This is a genomic window from Solibacillus sp. FSL W7-1464 (genome assembly GCF_038004425.1).
Classification (GTDB): domain Bacteria; phylum Bacillota; class Bacilli; order Bacillales_A; family Planococcaceae; genus Solibacillus.
In genome coordinates, this window is the sequence record NZ_JBBORC010000001.1 from 1,770,019 (window position 1) to 1,787,877 (window position 17,859).

The following is a 17,859-nucleotide window of genomic DNA, read 5'->3' on the forward strand; positions in this document are numbered from 1 at the left end:
ACAAAACATGCTATATGTAATATGTTCACGTAAAATAACAAAATTAATCATTTGCAACTAAAATTGTGTGCAAACATGAAAACATTTTTTCCTATGCTCTTACTAAAATAGTGCAAAGTCACCTGAAATATTCCTAGTTATTTATAAGAAGAAATGTCACAAGGAAAAGGTTTAAAAACCGTACAGGAAGTGTAACGTTATAAGGAGAGGTATACATAAACGTGCGGTGAAACAAATTTACAAAAAAGAGGGGAAGGTAGTCAATCAATGTGTGAACAGCTGCAAACGATCCGTCAGCAACTGAATGAACGTTTTTATGATCGGGAAGAAGAAATTGATGCATTATTAATTGCTTTATTATCACGGCAACACCTGCTATTTATCGGTCCGGCTGGGACTGGAAAAAGTGTGCTGTCGTCAATGCTTGGTTCCATCGTTGAGGGGAGTCATTGTTTTCAGCATTTGTTGACGCCTTTCAGTACGCCTGAAGAATTGTTCGGTGTACTTTCATTAAAAGATTTGGAGCAGGGAATTTATAAACGGAATGTGACAAATATGCTGCCGGAAGCCCATTTTGCGTTCATTGATGAAATTTTTAAAGCAAACTCGGCGATTTTGAATTCACTGCTGACTCTAATAAATGAACGGATTTATTATAACAACGGAGTTCCGATTCCTTCACCGCTTTTGACGATGGTCGGTTCATCCAATGAATATATCGAAGATGGAGAAGGGCTGGAGGCATTGTTTGACCGTTTCTTGCTGCGCTATGAAGTCGACTATATCCGTGAAGAAGAAGCCTTCATTGCGATGTTAAAAGATGATACGGAAAAGGAAGTTTCGAAAATAACGTTGGACGAGCTTTATGAACATCAGCAAAAGACGAATCAGGTTGCGATATCGGATACGATTTTTAAAGTACTCGCTAAAATGAGGCAGGTGCTTCAAGATGAAGGCATACGACCATCCGATCGTCGTTTTAAACAGTCCCTGTCGATTTTAAAAGCGAAAGCGTATTTAGATGGGCGGTCAGAAGTGATCCGGGAAGACTTGTCGATTTTGACGAATATTTTATGGGAAACGATTGAACAGAAAATTATAACAAATCGGATAATTAATGAAGTGGCCTTTGATACGGTCGAAGCGTTTATTCACAGGACATCGACAGAGTTTGAAATGATTATTTTAACTGCAAGAAATGCGATGCTTCAAAAATCCCCGTTTGCCAAATCGGAGCTGAGTCAACTGCTCCTAAAGGGGAAAAATTTATTTATGGAAGTACAAAATATGAGCCGTCAAATCCCGAGTCGTCCGGAATTAAACAGTCTTAAAACAGAAATGCACAAACAATTGCTTCGAATCACTTCAGATGTCATCGGTTTTTAAAGAATACAGAAGGTGGGATGCTTTTTGAGTGAGAACATACATGTAATCTACAGCCGAACTGTTTTTAAGAGCAGCGCAGAGCAAAAGGCACGGTTTAACGAATTGTTGAAAATGGCCACTTTGCTGAATGACAGCTGCATGGCAGGAGAAAAAATTGTTCCCGGCTTTACGAATATCATTGGGGATTGCTGGCATGCTTTCTATTATAAAGCGCCTATATTAGATGAAAATGCAAAACAACGGGATAAAATGCAATATGATTTTGTGAAAGAGCTGCTGAAAAACGAAGAATACATCCAATGGCACGAGCTGACAAAAGGCGACGAGCTGTTAAGTGTCCTTACTTCCGTCAGCATCGCCGAACAGCTTCTTAAAAGCTTCGAATATTATGAGGAACAAAAAAATCCATTTCAGATCGAGCAACTGGAAGCCTTTCAAAAGCAGCAGCAAACGCCAAACGCGACAAATGATCTGCCGGAAAGAAGGGAATACTTAAAGCAGTTATCCAAAACGTCGATCGGCATGATGCTGCAGGAAAACAAAAAGAATATCCATCATACGAAAACAGCGGTCATGAAAGTCGGGACGATGGACGGCAAAAAGATGGACCAACTGCCCTTAAGCGATCAGTTTAAACTGGCGAGAATGATCAGCGAGCGGAAGGAATTGCATAAAATTGCCGAATTGGTCGGCCGGTTCAAAAAAATTGCGACAAAAAAGCAGAAGTCTAGACATGCGGAGTCCATCCAGCATCAATCGGTGAGTTTTGGACATGAACTTTCCCGTCTGTTGCCTGCCGAATTGGGCAACTATATGCTCGGACATAGCAAGCTCGATTTTTTAAAGCGGTTAAGCGAGCAGCAAACACTCGTTTTTAATAGGAAAGGTAAAGATCGTCAAGGAAAAGGACCGATTATTGTCTGTATGGATGAAAGCAGTTCCATGACATCAATAAAAGCCCAAAGCAAGGCATTTTGTATTGCTTTACTGAATATTGCCAAAAAGCAGAGAAGAGATTTTGCGATTATTCCATTTGCCACAAATGTTGGGGAGATTAAGTATTTCAAAAAAGGCCAGGCAAAGACGCAGGATCTCATCCAGTTCAGCGACAGTTTCATCGGTGGCGGGACGAATTATGAACTGCCATTACGGGAGGCATTGAAACTTTTAAAGAAAAGTGAATTTAAAAAAGCGGATCTGCTGTTCGTAACGGACGGGTCCAGTTTTTTACCGTCCCGTTTTATTGAAGAATTTGCGCAAACGAAAAAGCAGAAACAGTTTGAATGTACTTCGATTGTATTAACCAATTTATTCAATACCGTCGATTTGAATGTTGTAGACCGCTTTTCGGATCGAGTGATTGAAGTAAATGAATTATTTGAAGCAGAAGATGCATTTGTTTTGTGAAAAACGGGTATATTCAGAAGGTGTGCGTCTATTAGAAGAGCTTTTACCTAGTCAAATGATGGTACGTCTCTTACAATAATGGTAGGCATTTGGTTAGGAGGCGTCTTTTTGGTAGTGGAAGATTATGAGAAGATTTTTGAAATGACGACGGAAGAGCGAAAACAATCTATTCAGGAGCACCCGTCGATATTGATTGATTTGCTGGAGACAATCGGTCATGAAGAGGCAGCAATCCGTGACCAGCTGAACTATCGGCTGTTCATCTTGCTGTTATCGGAAAATGCACTCGGTGAAACAGTTATTACAGATTTTGTGGGCAAACTTTCTTCAACTGAAGGTTTACTTTATAAAATCAGTGAGAACGGGACAAGTTCTGTTTTTCAACGTTCCTATGCGGCTCTTTATTTAGCGGCAATCGTGAATGCCGATCGACAGCTTAACATTTTGACGAGTGAGCAGTTGGAGCAGCTTGCACAAAATGCGGTGGCACTGTTAGCGAAAGAGCAGGATTTGCGAAGTTTTGTTGATGCAAAATCCGGCTGGGCACATTGTGTGACCAATACAACGGAGTTAATTAACGCCATTATTGCACATCCGCTTTACCCGATTCGCTTTACGGCCCAGATACTGCAGGCAATTCGCGCAAATATTTGGAAGGGCTATGTATTTACAGATGACGAAGAAGAACGTTTCTGCAATATCATTCAGGCATTGTTAGCCAAAAATATCGACGAAGAACTGTTCATAGAATGGTTTGAACAGCTGTTTGACCAGCTGGAAATGGTCGCCTATGAGCGCGGCTATGATGGCCTTTGGTTTAAAGCGAGAACAAACCAGCTGAACGTGGCAAAAACGCTCTACTTTTATTTGAAATTTGCCGATCGCAATGAAAAACTGCGCAGTATTGTATCAACCTTCATTCAGCGCTGGCTCAAATTAAACTAACTACTTTATTTTAGTACAATAATAAATTTAAGATTTATTTAAATATGTACTGAAAAAGTAAGCCATTAAAAATTTAATATGTAATAGATGAGAAATACAGTGTGAGAAGAACTTTCAGACAAAGTAGGATTTCTAAATGTATTGCAGCAGAAAATGGCATTTCCGATAGGTCATAATTTTAACTTATCGCAAAAGATAATAATAATGCAATTTACTTATGTATGAATGTGCGCTATTATTGACTGTGGAGAAAAGAGCTTTACAACCTTTTCAATTAAGAAAAACTAGGGGGAACACAACATGGCAAACTTACACAACAGTCGTTCTACGTTTGAAGTTAACGGTAAAACTTATAACTATTTCCGTTTAGCTGCAATCGAAGAAGCTGGTATCGCAAAAGTATCACGCCTACCTTATTCAATTAAAGTATTATTAGAATCAGTATTACGTCAATATGATAACTACGTAATTAAAGACGAGCATGTTAACGAATTAGCAAACTTTGGTAATCACAATGCTGATGCTGAAGTACCATTCAAACCTTCTCGTGTAGTATTACAAGACTTCACTGGTGTTCCAGTAGTAGTTGACTTAGCTTCATTACGTTCTGCAATGAAAGAAATGGGTGGAGACCCAGCTAAAATCAACCCTGCAATTCCTGTAGACCTTGTAATTGACCACTCAGTACAAGTAGACAAATACGGTAACGCAGCAGCATTACAAGCGAACATGGATTTAGAGTTCGAACGTAACGCTGAACGTTATAACTTCTTAAAATGGGCTCAAACTGCTTATGATAACTTCCGCGCTGTACCACCAGCAACTGGTATCGTACACCAAGTTAACTTAGAGTACTTAGCTCCAATCGTTCACGTGAACGAAACAGAAGAAGGTTTAGTAGCATTCCCTGACTCAGTAGTAGGTACTGACTCTCACACAACTATGATCAACGGTATCGGTGTTCTAGGTTGGGGTGTTGGTGGTATCGAAGCTGAAGCTGGTATGTTAGGTCAACCATCTTACTTCCCGATTCCTGATGTTATCGGTGTTAAATTAGTAGGCGAATTACCAAACGGTACAACTGCTACTGACTTAGCATTAAAAGTAACTCAAGTATTACGTGCTCGTGGCGTAGTAAACAAATTCGTTGAGTTCTTCGGACCTGGCGTACCTGGTTTACCACTAGCTGACCGTGCTACAATCTCAAACATGGCTCCAGAATACGGTGCTACTTGTGGTTTCTTCGCTGTCGATGAAGAATCATTAAACTACATGCGCTTAACTGGCCGTGACGAAGAGCACATTGCTGTTGTAGAAGCTTACTTAAAAGCTAACGACATGTTCTTCAACCCGGACTTAGAGCCTGTTTACACTGACGTTTTAGAAATTAACTTAGCGGACATCGAAGCTAACCTTTCTGGTCCTAAGCGTCCACAAGATTTAATTCCTTTAACTGAAATGAAACGTGTTTACCGTGAATCAGTAGTAGCTCCACAAGGTACTCAAGGTTTCGGTTTAACAGAAGAAGAATTCTCTAAAACATCTACTGCTAAATTTGCAGAAGGTGACGTAGAAATTCCTGCAGGTGCTGTAGCAATCGCTGCCATCACTTCTTGTACAAACACTTCTAACCCATACGTATTATTAGCTGCTGGTTTAGTTGCTAAAAAAGCGGTAGAGTTAGGCATTAAACCTGCTAAGTGGGTTAAAACTTCTTTAGCACCAGGTTCTAAAGTAGTAACTGGTTACTTAGAAGAGTCAGGCTTACAAGACTACTTCGACCAAATCGGTTTCAACACAGTTGGTTACGGTTGTACAACATGTATCGGTAACTCAGGTCCGTTATTACCTGAATTAGAAGATGCAATTAAATCAAACGATTTATTCGTAACATCTGTATTATCAGGTAACCGTAACTTCGAAGGTCGTGTACACCCATTAGTAAAAGCTAACTTCTTAGCTTCACCACCATTAGTTGTTGCTTACGCTTTAGCGGGTACTGTAGATATCGATCTACAAAAAGACGCGATCGCTGTAACTCCAGAAGGCAAAGAAGTATTCTTCGCTGATATCTGGCCATCAACTGAAGAAGTTAACGAAGTATTAAATAAAGTTGTAACTCGTGAATTATTCCAAAAAGAATATGAAACAGTATTCACTGCTAACGAAGCTTGGAATGCAATCGAAACTTCAACTGAAAACTTATATACTTTCGATGAAAAATCAACTTACATCCAAAACCCACCATTCTTCACTGGCCTTTCTAAAGAGCCAGGTGCTATCCAAACATTAGCTGGAATGCGTGTAATGGCTAAGTTCGGTGACTCTATCACTACTGACCACATCTCTCCTGCAGGTGCAATCGGTAAAGATACACCAGCTGGTAAGTACTTAATCGAAAACGGTGTTGCAATCCGTGACTTCAACTCTTACGGTTCTCGTCGTGGTAACCATGAAGTAATGATGCGCGGTACATTCGCGAACATCCGTATCCGTAACCAAATCGCTCCAGGTACAGAAGGTGGTTTCACTACTTACTGGCCAACAGGCGAAGTTGAGTACATTTACGATGCTTGCATGAAGTACAAAGAAGCAGGTACTGGCTTAGTAGTATTAGCTGGTAACGACTACGGTATGGGTTCATCTCGTGACTGGGCTGCTAAAGGTACATTCTTACTAGGCGTTAAAACTGTAATCGCACAATCTTATGAGCGTATTCACCGTTCTAACTTAGTAATGATGGGCGTATTACCATTACAATTCATGGCTGGCGAATCAGCTGAATCTTTAGGATTAAAAGGTGACGAAACAATCGACGTTAACTTAACTGACAATGTTAAACCACGTGATATCCTAACTGTTACAGCAACTTCTCCAGAAGGAAATGTAACTGAGTTCAAAGCGTTAGCTCGTTTCGACTCTGAAGTAGAAGTAGATTACTACCGTCACGGTGGTATCCTACAAATGGTATTACGTGCTAAAGCTGCACAACAATAATTCCATTGTATAATATGAAAGACAAAGTCAATTTCTATTGGCTTTGTCTTTTTTTGGTGTGCCCGGCATGCACAACAGCCTGGTGGTGAAAGTCCACTACAGGCTTGGCAGTAGGAACTGTTAGCGAAAGACAAGGGTGTCCATGGTGACGTGGAATCTGAAGGAAGTCGGACGCAAACTCTCGAACTGACGAACAGAAATCAGATAAAAGGCTGACTTGGGACGGATGAGCTTGCCAAACAAAGCGAAGTCCAATACTGCCCAAATCCCATACAGTAAATCTGGCAGTTACATGAGAGGAAGGCGGTTGTGCTTACCCGGGGAGGTCTCTTGAGGGTTATTCAATTAACAATTTGTTTAGTGATAAATGGATGAATCAAGAGAAGTCAGCAGAAGCCATAGTAGTCTTCGACAAAAGATGAAGGGCCGAACAATCTTTTAAATCTTGAAAGAAACAAGGAGGTGGAGACATCCCGCCAAAACACAGAAAACATCAAGGTATAGACCGAATAGATGGCTACTTATAGAGGGATAAGCTGGAAGCGAAAGAGTATATAAGAGCGTGTAGGGATGTAAACATGGAAATGAAGAAACAAGAAAGTATCAATTTAATTGACAGAATTGCGTCCCATAGAAACCTATGGAATGCATATAAGAAAGTAAAAGGAAATGGAGGAGCACCTGGAATCGATGGTATCACGGTTGATGGACTGAAGGCGCATTTAATAAAATATGAGGAACCATTGAAAAGGAAATTAAAAGATGGTTCCTACCAACCTCAACCAGTGAAACGAGTAGCTATCCCAAAAGCGGATGGCTCCAAACGATATCTAGGTATACCATGTGTATTGGACAGAGTTGTTCAACAAGCCATTCTACAAGTCATCCAACCAATAATTGATCCACACTTTTCAGACAAAAGTTTTGGCTTTCGAAAAGGTCGAAACCAACACCAGGCAATTGCCCTCGCTAAGAAATATTACGAGGAAGGTTATCGAACAGTGGTGGACTGTGACTTGAAAAGTTACTTCGATACGATTCATCACCAGCGACTACGAGCTTATTTGGAAGAATTCATAACAGATAAAATAGTACTTAAGCTAATATGGAAATTCTTACGCTCAGGCATATTGGACAAGGACATCCTCATTGAAACGACAGAAGGTACACCCCAAGGGGGTCCACTCTCTCCAATTCTAGCAAACGTGTATTTAAACAAGCTAGATAGAGAGTTAGAAAAACGAGGACACCGATTCATTCGCTATGCGGATGATTTTGTGATTTATGTAAAGTCACCAAGAGCAGGTGAACGCGTCATGACCAGTGTCAAGAATTTTATCGAAGATGAACTGGGTCTCACAATCAATGAGCAGAAAAGTAAAGTGTGTGGCGCAACAGCAGCTACATTCTTAGGGTTTCATCTACAAAATCTGTCGGGAAAGTGGGATACCGACCAATCAAGTCCGCCAAGAAACGACTAAAAGATAAGCTAAGAATACTGACGAGTCGTAAACGAACAGGGACATTTAGTGAGATTGTGAAAAGAATCAATCAAACAACGGTTGGTTGGATTAATTACTATGGAGTTGCCAACATGAAAACTTTCATCCAAGAATTACAGGGATGGTTAAACCATCGCTTACGTCAATTAATATGGAAACGGTGGAAGCTACCACGAACTAAATATGTGAAATTACGCCAATACGGAATCCAACATGATGAAGCGATGAAAACGGCGCATTCAAGAAAAGGGTACTGGCGAATATCACGAAGCGAGGTTCTACACCAAGCCATTCCAAATAAAAGGCTCGTAAAATGGGGACTGAAAGACCTGTCCCAATTTTACGAGCAAAGATACTCAAAAGGTTGAACCGCCGTATACGGAACCGTACGTACGGTGGTGTGAGAGGTCGGCTAGCCAATTAATGGCTAGCCTCCTACTCGATTATCTAAAGAATTATGTTTTTTGTTAAAAATAAGTAAAATTTCCGAAAAATGTGGAAATTTTTATAATATTTAGTTACTATCAAAGAGAAGGTTAAAAAATTGGGGGGTCTTTTGGATGAAGAAAAAGAGAATGTATTCGGCAACAGCTTTAGCAGCATTTACGGCAGTAGCTGTAGGCGCAACAGGTGTAATGGCGGAAGAGACAATTTTTACGGATGTAAGTGTTAGCCATCCATATGCAGAAGGGATCAATGCATTAACATCTGCAGGTATTGTTACAGGATTCGGAGACGGTACTTTTAAACCGGATGCAATGGTTACACGCGGACAAGCTGCAAAAATGATTGCTGGTGCTCTTAAACTTGATACAACAAATGTGAAAAATCCTAACTTTAAAGATATTCAAACAACAAACCATTATTATAATCATATAGCGGCGTTGGTTGCTACTGGATTTGTAAATGGTTATGAAGACGGTACGTTCCGTTCGGCGGATAACATTACACATGATCAATTGGCTAAAATTTTAGCGAATGTTTCTTTAGTATATCCGCTTGATACTACGGCGTTATTAACAGAGGCTAAAGTTGCATTTAACCCTGCTAAACAATTAACTCGCGGCGAACTTTCAAGCGTATTGGCAACAATGATGGCTGCAGCTGCACCAGCACCAGCACCACAGCCAGAACCGGAAACAGACAATTATAAATTATCGATCATGCATGTGAACGATACTCATGGACGTGTTGACGCATTCCCGAAATTAATGACTGCGGTTAACGAACAGCGTGCAAAAACACCGGATGCGCTTTTATTGCATGCTGGGGATGTTTTCAGTGGAACTTTATACTTCAATGAATTTGAAGGACAAGCAGATCTGCCGTTTTTAAATGCATTGAAGTTTGATGCGATGACATTAGGGAACCATGAGTTTGATTTAGGTTCTTCAGCTGAAGGACATAAAGCATTGGCGGATTTCATTAAAGCGGTCCAATTCCCTGTTTTAACTGCAAATGTCGATTTCACAAAAGACAGCCTGTTCACAGGTTTGTTCTCGGATTTAGTATCAAGCGAGCCTGAAAACGGCAAAATTTATGCGGGTATGATTAAAGAAGTAAACGGCGAAAAAGTCGGAATCTTCGGTTTAACAACAGCTGAAACAGAAGATATCGCTTCACCGGGCAGTGTGGCATTTGAAAACTATATCGACGAAGCGAAAAAAGCGGTGAAAGCGTTTGAAGATAAAGGGGTCGATAAAATCATCGCCCTGACACATATCGGATTTGACGATAATCCGGCATATGATAATGACCAAGTTCTAGCAAAATCAGTGCCTGGAATTGATATTATCGTAGGCGGTCACACACATACAGAGCTTAAAGAGCCATTCATAGTTGATACAAACACAGTTGGCGAGAAAAAAGATGCAACATTAATCGTTCAAGCAAAAGAGTACGCTGGTTTCCTAGGTACAGTGAACGTTGAATTCGATGAAAATGGTGTCATTGTTAAACATGACGGTCAATTAGTTGAAATCGGTAAACTTGCAGATGATGCAGAAGGGTTAAAAATGCTTGCACCATTTAAAGAAAAAGTGGACGCAGTGTCTCAAGCAGAAATCGGCGTAACGATTACGGAAGATTTGGTGAGCCCTCGTAAATCAGATACAAGTGCCGTAAGCGTGAGAAACAGTGAGACAGCATTAGGTAATATCATTACTGACGGTATGCTTGCAAAAGCGAAACAGTATACGGATAAAAAGGTTGTAATGGCATTGCAGAATGGCGGCGGTATTCGTGCTACAATTCCTGCTGGTAATATTACAACAGGTCAAGTTATTTCAGTATTGCCATTTGGTAATACACTGGCATTAATGGATGTGACAGGTGCTGAGTTAAAAGCTGCATTTGAGCACTCTGTGAAAGAAGCTCCTGAAGAGAACGGCGGATTCCTGCATATTTCAGGTGCTAAACTGGAATACGATTCTTCTAAAGAAGCGGGTTCTCGTGTTGTTTCATTGAAATATTATGATGAAGCAACAAAAGCCTTTGTAGATGTGGCAGATAACGAAACATACACAGTTGCTACAAATGCATTCACAGCTAAAGGCGGAGACGGCTTCAGCTCGTTCGGAAAAGCATATGGAGAAGGCCGTGTGACTGACTTAGGTTTATCGGATTGGGAAAACTTAAAAGAACAGTTACTATCAATGAAAGAAATTAAGTTTACGACTGAAGGCCGCATTGTAGATACAGCTGCGCCATTAGAAAAATAATTCAACAGTGAAACCACTAAATTGGGCAACCATTTTAGTGGTTTTTTTATTTTTTTTTGCGGAAATCATTATGTACATGAAACCATTCAACTGATCATTCGATAACATTAAATATTAGAATATTCAGATAAATATGAAGGTACTTGAAATAGAATATTATTCAGCGATTATATTGTCCTATTTTCCGAATATCAATATGAACAAAATTCACGTACTATATAGAAAATATTTACATTTTCTAGTAGAAATATGTAAAAACTTAGAATATATTAATGTTATACGTAATGATTGAATATTCATTCGTATAGGATTATTTTCATAAAAAAAGGGGGGGTTTTATGGGGTCGTTTCAGCTGTTTGGGAAGGAATTGCAGTCACTGAAAAATCGGAAAGGTTTACTCATTGCGTTGATCGGTGTCTTGCTCATTCCAATTGTGTACGTAGCAGTTCTTCTGTCTGCTACATGGGGACCGTATGACAATCTGGATAACTTACCGGTTGCATTCGTAAACAAGGATGCAGGCGGGGTTTCAGGTGGTCAAGCAATCAATGTCGGCAATGATTTAATGGAAACATTAAAAGAAAGCAACTCATTGGGCTGGCATTTTGTGACGGAAGAAGAAGCAATGGATGGGTTGGATAAACAGGAATTTTACCTGGTAGTAGAAGTGCCGGAAGACTTTTCACAAAAGGTGACAACCGTTCTTGATGCAAGTCCGCAAGTGCCGGAATTGCGCTACATCCAAAATGAAGGATTGAACTTCATGGGTGCACAAGTGACGAACAGTGCTGTTGAAAAACTTCGCGAACAATTAGGGGACAAGATTACAGCGACTTATGCCAGAACAGTATTCTCCAGATTTACGGATATCGAAACAGGATTTGCTTCCGGAGCGGATGGTTCGAAGCAAATCGTCGATGGCACAGAGCAGCTGGCAGATGGGACGAACACATTATTAACATCGTTAACGGAAAAATCGGCAGATATTAATAAGCTTGCTGTCGGTGCGAAAACGGCCGATGCGGGGGCAGGCCAGCTTCTTTCCGCAATTAATGGGGGAACGAGCGATATTAATAAGCTAGCGTCCGGATCACGTCAATTGGCATCAGGCGCGACACAGTTAAAAGGCGGCTCACAGCAAGTATTAGCTGGACTGAATTCATTAAAAGGCGGTTCAACGGAAATTTATACAGGCTTACAGCAATTACAGCCTGGTTCCGAAAATCTCCTGACGGGGTTACAGCAGCTTTCTGCAGGAGCAAATCAGCTTTATGCGGGCATTGCTGTTGGTGACGGCACACAGGCGAATCCAGGGTTGGCAAAAGGATTAAATCAGCTGGCTACTGTATTGCAGTCCAAACAGGCAGATATCACACAGATGGCGCAAGGTGCAGCATTACTGCAAACATTGGCACAGGCACCTGGTATGGAAGCATACCGGGAAAATTTACTTGCTTTAAGTGCAGGATTAGGAGAACTTGGTAACGTATATCCAGTTGCCGTTCAAAGTGCCAGCGCATTAAGCAATGGTGCCAATCAGATGGCACAGTCAATGCCTGCATTGACGACGGGACTTGAAAATGCGATTGCCGGTCAAAAGACGATTGTGTCCGGTATTAGTTCATTAACAGCAGGACAAGAACAGGCTGTAAAAGGAATCGATGCGCTTGTTGCAGGGCAGACAACGGTCGTTTCGGGGGCGTCAACTTTAGCGGGCGGTGCATCGCAAGTAGCAAATGGTAACGCATCGCTAACGAGCTCATGGAACAAATTAGGTGCAGGTGTTTCCAATCTGAAAAGCGGTTTAACGCAAATCAGCACAGGGAATGAAACAGTTGCAGTTGGATGGCAAACGATGACAGAAGGCGTGAATTCATTAAATGATGGGGTCAATCGTCTTCAGGCAGGTTCATCGGAATTGGCGACTGGTTTGGAAGGCGGTCGTGAGCAAGTGGCAGCATTACGAATTACCGATGAAAATATTGCGATGTTCTCTTCACCGGTCACTTTGGCAGGAGAGAAGGTCAATGCATATGAATATTACCGAGATTCAACAGCACCGTATATTTTATCGCTGGCACTATTTGTAGGTATGCTTGTATTGTCGATGTTTGTTGACTTTAAAAAGCCGGCTGTATTGCCAAAATCTGCAGTAAGCTGGTTTGTCAGTAAATGGCTGCAATTAGCACTGTTTGCCACAATTCAGGCTATATTGGTTACGGTATTTACATTAGTTGTCTTACAGCTATCGGTAGACCATGTAGTGCCGTTTATTTTATTCGGGATTTTTGTCAGCATTGTATTCATGTCGATTATTTACCTCCTTGTATCGGTTGCAGGGAATGTCGGTCGTTTTATCGCGCTTGTACTGGCTGTTGCACAATTATCGATTACAGGTTCAAATTTACCGATTCCGATGCTGCCTGAAAATTTACAGGCTGTAAGTGCATATTTACCATTTACGTATTCGATTTCAGGGTTTAAATCGGTTATCTCATTAGGAGATCTTTCAATGTTATCATCGAATGCTTTAATCCTTGTCATTTATTTAGTCGTTGCTTCTGTGTTGGCACTGATTGCATTCATCGTAAGCTATAAATCCCTTACGACGAAGTACACACCGGAAGTGCAGCCGACTGCATAATAAACAGGCTGGGACATAAGTAGAATGACCGTTAAATAAAAGGAAAACCTTTATTAAGAAACGGATATTTTGCAAAATTGATTGGAATGCAGGGCGACTCCTGCGGGAATAGCGTGACGCCTGAGACTACAGGCTCAGGCCACGCCCGCGGAAAGCGTCCAGGAATGGAAATCAATTTTAACGCTCAGCAAAAAAATGCTATTTTTCTCTGAGAGAAAAATAGCATTTTTGGGTTATGTCCCGGCCTCTATAATATTTAATTAAAACTCTACGTTGGCAATCATGCCTTCTTCATCATCAATAGCCAGTGTAATACGGGCTGACATTGAATCACGGCCAAGCTGCTCGTCAATAAACAGACGAAGTGCCATGATGAAATTCACAGAGTTGTATACATCCAGTTGTCCATTGTAGAACGCTTCCGCTGAATATCCGGCAACATCATCATACATCAGCTCCACTTCCACTTCTTCGGGTGCTGTGTTTTTGAACTTTGCATGGAACAGACAAACGGCATTAATTAAATCTTGTTCAAGTAATGTTAGTTTTTCCACGTGTCAGTAACCTCTTTATCCTTTTTGCGTTTGATCAGCTGGTAAATCTTCACGAGGAAGAAGACGATCGCCGCAATGGCTGCTACATTAATTAACAGACCTAAAATGTTACCTAACATACCCATGCCTGCAAATAAGCTACCGAACAATAAACCGGCTAAACCACCAAGCATTAAGCCTTTCATTAAGCCGCCTTTGTTTGTTGAAGCTGTGTTTGAATCATTCTTTTTCGTTGTATTATTATTTTGTTTTGTTGTTGTCGGGTTTGTTGCATCATTATTGTTTTTTTGAATATTTGAGTTGTTATTGTTGCTGTTGAAACCTTTTTTACCTGACTTGTATCCTTTTGCTTCAACAGTATCTGCATCATCTACAAATAAAATTGTAGTCCCTACACTTGAAAATACAAGTGTGAAAGCTAATAAAATCGCTGATAACTTTTTCATGTTTTTCCCCCAATTAGTCTATTTATTTACTTTCTCAGTATATCAAAAATCTACCTAAATAGAAAATGAAAACACTTTTAAGCAAATACTACGAGCATTGCCCGAAAGATAGCATTTCTTGTGAAATTCACAAAAATTATTGTATTCATAAAAATGAAACTGTATGATGAAATATAATTTAGACGAAAATTCTGAATTCACATCATTGTGTTAAGAAAAAACATCGAATAATGAAGTTGGGGGAATGAACAATGAGTAAAATTCGCGTAGGTATTGTAGGGTACGGAAATTTAGGGCGAGGTGTAGAAGCGGCAGTCGGTCAAAATGCTGACATGGAATTGGTAGCTGTATTTACGCGACGTGATCCTGCTGCAGTGGCCATCCAATCAGAGAACGTACCGGTCTATTTAGTGGAGGATGCACCGAAGTATAAAGAACAGATCGATGTCATGATTTTATGCGGTGGATCAGCAACAGATCTTCCTGAGCAAGTTCCGCATTTTGCACAATGGTTCAACACGATCGACAGTTATGATACACATGCAAAAATACCGGAATTTTTTGATGCTGTCGATGCGGCTGCACAAAAAAGTGACACGGTTTCGATCATTTCAGTTGGCTGGGACCCGGGCCTATTTTCATTGAATCGTCTATTGGGTGAAACAGTCCTGCCTGAAGGAAATACATATACGTTCTGGGGTGATGGTTTAAGCCAAGGCCATTCAGATGCAGTTCGTCGCATTGAAGGTGTAAAAAATGCCGTGCAGTATACTTTACCGATTAAAGAAGCGGTTAACCGTGTGCGCAATGGTGAGAATCCTGAGCTGACAACACGTGAAAAACATGCCCGTGAATGCTTTGTTGTATTGGCGGAAGGTGCGGATGCAGCAGCAATCGAAAAAGAAATTAAAGAAATGCCAAACTATTTTGCGGACTATGATACAACGGTGAACTTTATAACGGAAGCGGAATTTAAAGAAAATCACCAAGGTATGCCGCACGGCGGGTTTGTAATCCGTTCTGGTCAATCTGGCGAATCAGACAAGCAAATTATGGAATTTTCATTAACGCTTGAATCGAATCCGATGTTCACTTCAAGTGTTCTTGTTGCCTATGCACGCGCTGCATACAAATTGCACGCAAAAGGAGATAAAGGTGCAAAAACTGTATTCGATATCCCATATGGTCTATTATCACCAAAGTCTCCTGCAGAATTGCGTAAAGAATTACTGTAATTTCCAAACAAGCGTCGTCTAATAAATTGAGGCGACGTTTTTTCGATTTTTACTGGACAAATCGTCGGCAAAGTCTTTTCTTTCACGGTTTGGCAACGTAGAATAGAGAGGTTAAGTCACTGATAGAGGGTTGTCCACTTTCGAGTGAGTTCATTCCCTCAAGAATCTGAAATTACAGCAGATTCAAATGGTAAACAGAAAGGATGTTTAATGTGCAGGATAAGCGTTTTAAAATCGCACATAAAGAAGCACTGATCGGCGTCGTGCTTGTCATCATCAACTTTGCAATCTGGTTTGGATTTGCATATGGGCTCGGTTCCGGTGACCCGCTGGAATATGACTATGTATTCGGATTCCCGGCATGGTTTTTCTATAGCTGTATCGCAGGAACCATATTCATGATTATCGCAATCTGGCTCGCGATGAAGCTTTTCTTCAAAGACATCTCACTTGAAGAGGAGGACGAGCAAAAATGATACATTGGTCTGTCATTATTCCATTACTCATATTTTTAATCATCATTTTTGGCATCGGTATTTGGGCAAATCGTCAGGTTCGTACATCAAGTTCGTTTTTACAGGAATACTTTTTAGGCGGGCGTGAAATGGGCGGTTTCATCCTGGCGATGACGATGATGGCGACATATGGAAGTGCCTCAAGTTTTATAGGAGGACCGGGCGTTGCCTATAATACAGGACTTGGGTGGGTTCTGTTAGCAATGGCACAGCTGCCTGCAGGATATTTTGTATTAATGGTGCTAGGCAAGAAGTTTGCGATTGTTGCACGCCGTATTGAAGCCATTACATTAATCGATTTTCTAAAGAAACGTTATGACAGCCATACAATCGTTATTTTATCGGCAGTCAGCATCATCATTTTCCTTTTTGCATCGATGACAGCGCAATGGGTAGGTGGTGCACGACTGATTGAATCATTGACAGGACTCTCCTATACAAATGCATTGCTCATTTTTGCGGTAGCCGTTTTAGCATATGTAATTATCGGCGGTTTCCGGGCAGTCGCGTTAACGGATGCATTGCAAGGATCCATCATGATGGTGGGTACGGTCATCCTCCTTATTGCTACGGTCATTGCCGGTGGTGGTGTTGATACGATTATGCAAGGACTTGTAGCAGAAAATCCGAATTTAGTGACGCCGTTTGGTGCAGATCAAAATCTGACACCATTGTATGTATCTACATTTTGGATTCTAATTGGACTAGGGGTTATTGGTTTGCCTCAAATTGCAGTTCGTGCGATGAGCTACAAAGATTCGAAAAGTTTACATAAAGCGATTCTAATAGGTACAATCGGAATCGGAACAATCATGTTCGGCATGCATTTAATCGGTGTATTTGCACGTCCGGTCATGCCGGGAATTGAAGTCGGCGATAAAGTAATGCCGCTTTTGACATTGGAAGTGCTGCCGCCGGTACTGGCAGGAATCGTACTCGCTGCACCAATGGCAGCTATTATGTCGACGGTCAACGCATTGCTGATTCTCGTAAGTTCAACAGTTGTAAAAGATATTTATTTAAACTATATCAATCCGAAAGCAAGCGACACTCAAATTAAAAACCGCAGCTTCTGGGTGACAAGCATTATCGGAATAGCAGTAGTTATTTTCGCCGTCAAACCGCCGGAGCTGTTAATCATGCTGAACCTGTTTGCGTTCGGCGGCCTCGAATCGGCCTTTTTATGGAGTGTCGTATTTGGACTGTACTGGAAGAAAGCAAATAAATACGGGGCAATCAGTTCGATGATTGTCGGCCTGACATTATATATTGTCATCTACCGCTTTGCGGAAAATATTTATGGCATGCATTCCGTTACAATTCCAATCATCGCCTCACTTATCACATTTGTAGCAGTAAGTTTGATTGCGCAAAAGATAAAAAAAATAGAAGATTACCATTTCTAATAGCCAGAACAGGTTTAGGTCTGTATGATAGAAACCAGGACTATCAATTGATAGTTCTGGTTTATTTGACGTTAAGCACTTATTATTGTAAACTAGGTTAC

The 17,859-nt window shown here is 40.8% G+C and carries 13 protein-coding genes; 11 read left to right on the top strand and 2 right to left on the bottom strand.

All coding sequences use genetic code 11. The features are described from left to right. Positions 1-267: 267 nt before the first annotated feature. The 8 genes from MKZ25_RS08600 (at position 268) to MKZ25_RS08635 (ending at position 13,602) form a co-directional block, all read left to right on the top strand. The gene (locus MKZ25_RS08600; RefSeq protein WP_340801145.1) at positions 268-1,386 is read left to right on the top strand and encodes an AAA family ATPase; all 1,119 of its coding nucleotides are present in this window, start codon (positions 268-270) and stop codon (positions 1,384-1,386) included. Positions 1,387-1,410: 24 nt separating this feature from the next. Further along, complete coding sequence (locus tag MKZ25_RS08605; RefSeq protein WP_340801146.1) at positions 1,411-2,793, top strand: VWA domain-containing protein; 1,383 nt, start codon at positions 1,411-1,413, stop codon at positions 2,791-2,793. Between the two features lie 114 nt (positions 2,794-2,907). Further along, positions 2,908-3,738 carry a DUF2785 domain-containing protein gene (locus MKZ25_RS08610; protein WP_340802995.1) on the top strand — a complete coding sequence of 277 codons (831 nt, stop codon included), beginning with the start codon at positions 2,908-2,910 and terminating at the stop codon, positions 3,736-3,738. 300 nt (positions 3,739-4,038) lie between these two features. Then, positions 4,039-6,735, top strand: coding sequence for an aconitate hydratase AcnA (gene acnA / locus MKZ25_RS08615; protein ID WP_340801147.1), 2,697 nt, complete (start codon positions 4,039-4,041; stop codon positions 6,733-6,735). Positions 6,736-7,319: 584 nt separating this feature from the next. Continuing rightward, complete coding sequence (gene ltrA / locus MKZ25_RS08620) at positions 7,320-8,216, top strand: group II intron reverse transcriptase/maturase (RefSeq protein WP_340799763.1); 897 nt, start codon at positions 7,320-7,322, stop codon at positions 8,214-8,216. Continuing rightward, entirely contained in the window at positions 8,177-8,605 is a 429-nt protein-coding gene (locus tag MKZ25_RS08625) for a group II intron maturase-specific domain-containing protein (RefSeq protein ID WP_340799764.1), read from the top strand. The genes ltrA and MKZ25_RS08625 overlap by 40 nt, the downstream gene beginning before the upstream one ends. Positions 8,606-8,797: 192 nt before the next feature. Continuing rightward, positions 8,798-10,957 carry a 5'-nucleotidase C-terminal domain-containing protein gene (locus MKZ25_RS08630; protein WP_340801148.1) on the top strand — a complete coding sequence of 720 codons (2,160 nt, stop codon included), beginning with the start codon at positions 8,798-8,800 and terminating at the stop codon, positions 10,955-10,957. A gap of 338 nt (positions 10,958-11,295) precedes the next feature. Beyond that, on the top strand, positions 11,296-13,602 hold the full coding sequence (locus tag MKZ25_RS08635; protein WP_340801149.1) for a YhgE/Pip domain-containing protein: 2,307 nt from the start codon (positions 11,296-11,298) through the stop codon (positions 13,600-13,602). Positions 13,603-13,862: 260 nt separating this feature from the next. On the opposite strand, the gene MKZ25_RS08640 is transcribed toward MKZ25_RS08635, so the two are convergent. Both MKZ25_RS08640 and MKZ25_RS08645 read right to left on the bottom strand, forming a co-directional pair. Then, on the bottom strand, positions 13,863-14,156 hold the full coding sequence (locus MKZ25_RS08640) for a YxcD family protein (protein ID WP_340801150.1): 294 nt from the start codon (positions 14,154-14,156) through the stop codon (positions 13,863-13,865). After that, the gene (locus tag MKZ25_RS08645) at positions 14,144-14,602 is read right to left on the bottom strand and encodes a hypothetical protein (protein WP_340801151.1); all 459 of its coding nucleotides are present in this window, start codon (positions 14,600-14,602) and stop codon (positions 14,144-14,146) included. Before MKZ25_RS08645 ends, MKZ25_RS08640 begins: the two co-directional genes overlap by 13 nt. Positions 14,603-14,853: 251 nt before the next feature. Between MKZ25_RS08645 and MKZ25_RS08650 the strand changes: the two genes are divergently transcribed. The 3 genes from MKZ25_RS08650 to panF all read left to right on the top strand — a co-directional run bounded on the left by MKZ25_RS08650 (position 14,854) and on the right by panF (position 17,758). Beyond that, on the top strand, positions 14,854-15,837 hold the full coding sequence (locus tag MKZ25_RS08650; RefSeq protein ID WP_340801152.1) for a diaminopimelate dehydrogenase: 984 nt from the start codon (positions 14,854-14,856) through the stop codon (positions 15,835-15,837). A 203-nt stretch (positions 15,838-16,040) separates the two neighbouring features. Continuing rightward, positions 16,041-16,313: a YhdT family protein gene (locus MKZ25_RS08655; RefSeq protein ID WP_193433777.1), complete on the top strand. Its 273-nt coding sequence runs from the start codon at positions 16,041-16,043 to the stop codon at positions 16,311-16,313. Further along, positions 16,313-17,758, top strand: coding sequence for a sodium/pantothenate symporter (panF, locus tag MKZ25_RS08660; protein WP_340802996.1), 1,446 nt, complete (start codon positions 16,313-16,315; stop codon positions 17,756-17,758). The genes MKZ25_RS08655 and panF overlap by 1 nt, the downstream gene beginning before the upstream one ends. Positions 17,759-17,859: the final 101 nt, after the last annotated feature.

Bases quoted from the DNA above. Each gene is read 5' to 3' on its own strand.
- MKZ25_RS08600 (WP_340801145.1), top strand. From the start codon at position 268: ATGTGTGAACAGCTGCAAACGATCCGTCAGCAACTGAATGAACGTTTT.
- acnA (WP_340801147.1), top strand. From the start codon at position 4,039: ATGGCAAACTTACACAACAGTCGTTCTACGTTTGAAGTTAACGGTAAA.
- ltrA (WP_340799763.1), top strand. From the start codon at position 7,320: ATGAAGAAACAAGAAAGTATCAATTTAATTGACAGAATTGCGTCCCAT.
- MKZ25_RS08630 (WP_340801148.1), top strand. From the start codon at position 8,798: ATGAAGAAAAAGAGAATGTATTCGGCAACAGCTTTAGCAGCATTTACG.
- MKZ25_RS08635 (WP_340801149.1), top strand. From the start codon at position 11,296: ATGGGGTCGTTTCAGCTGTTTGGGAAGGAATTGCAGTCACTGAAAAAT.
- MKZ25_RS08645 (WP_340801151.1), bottom strand. From the start codon at position 14,602: ATGAAAAAGTTATCAGCGATTTTATTAGCTTTCACACTTGTATTTTCA.
- MKZ25_RS08650 (WP_340801152.1), top strand. From the start codon at position 14,854: ATGAGTAAAATTCGCGTAGGTATTGTAGGGTACGGAAATTTAGGGCGA.
- MKZ25_RS08655 (WP_193433777.1), top strand. From the start codon at position 16,041: ATGTTTAATGTGCAGGATAAGCGTTTTAAAATCGCACATAAAGAAGCA.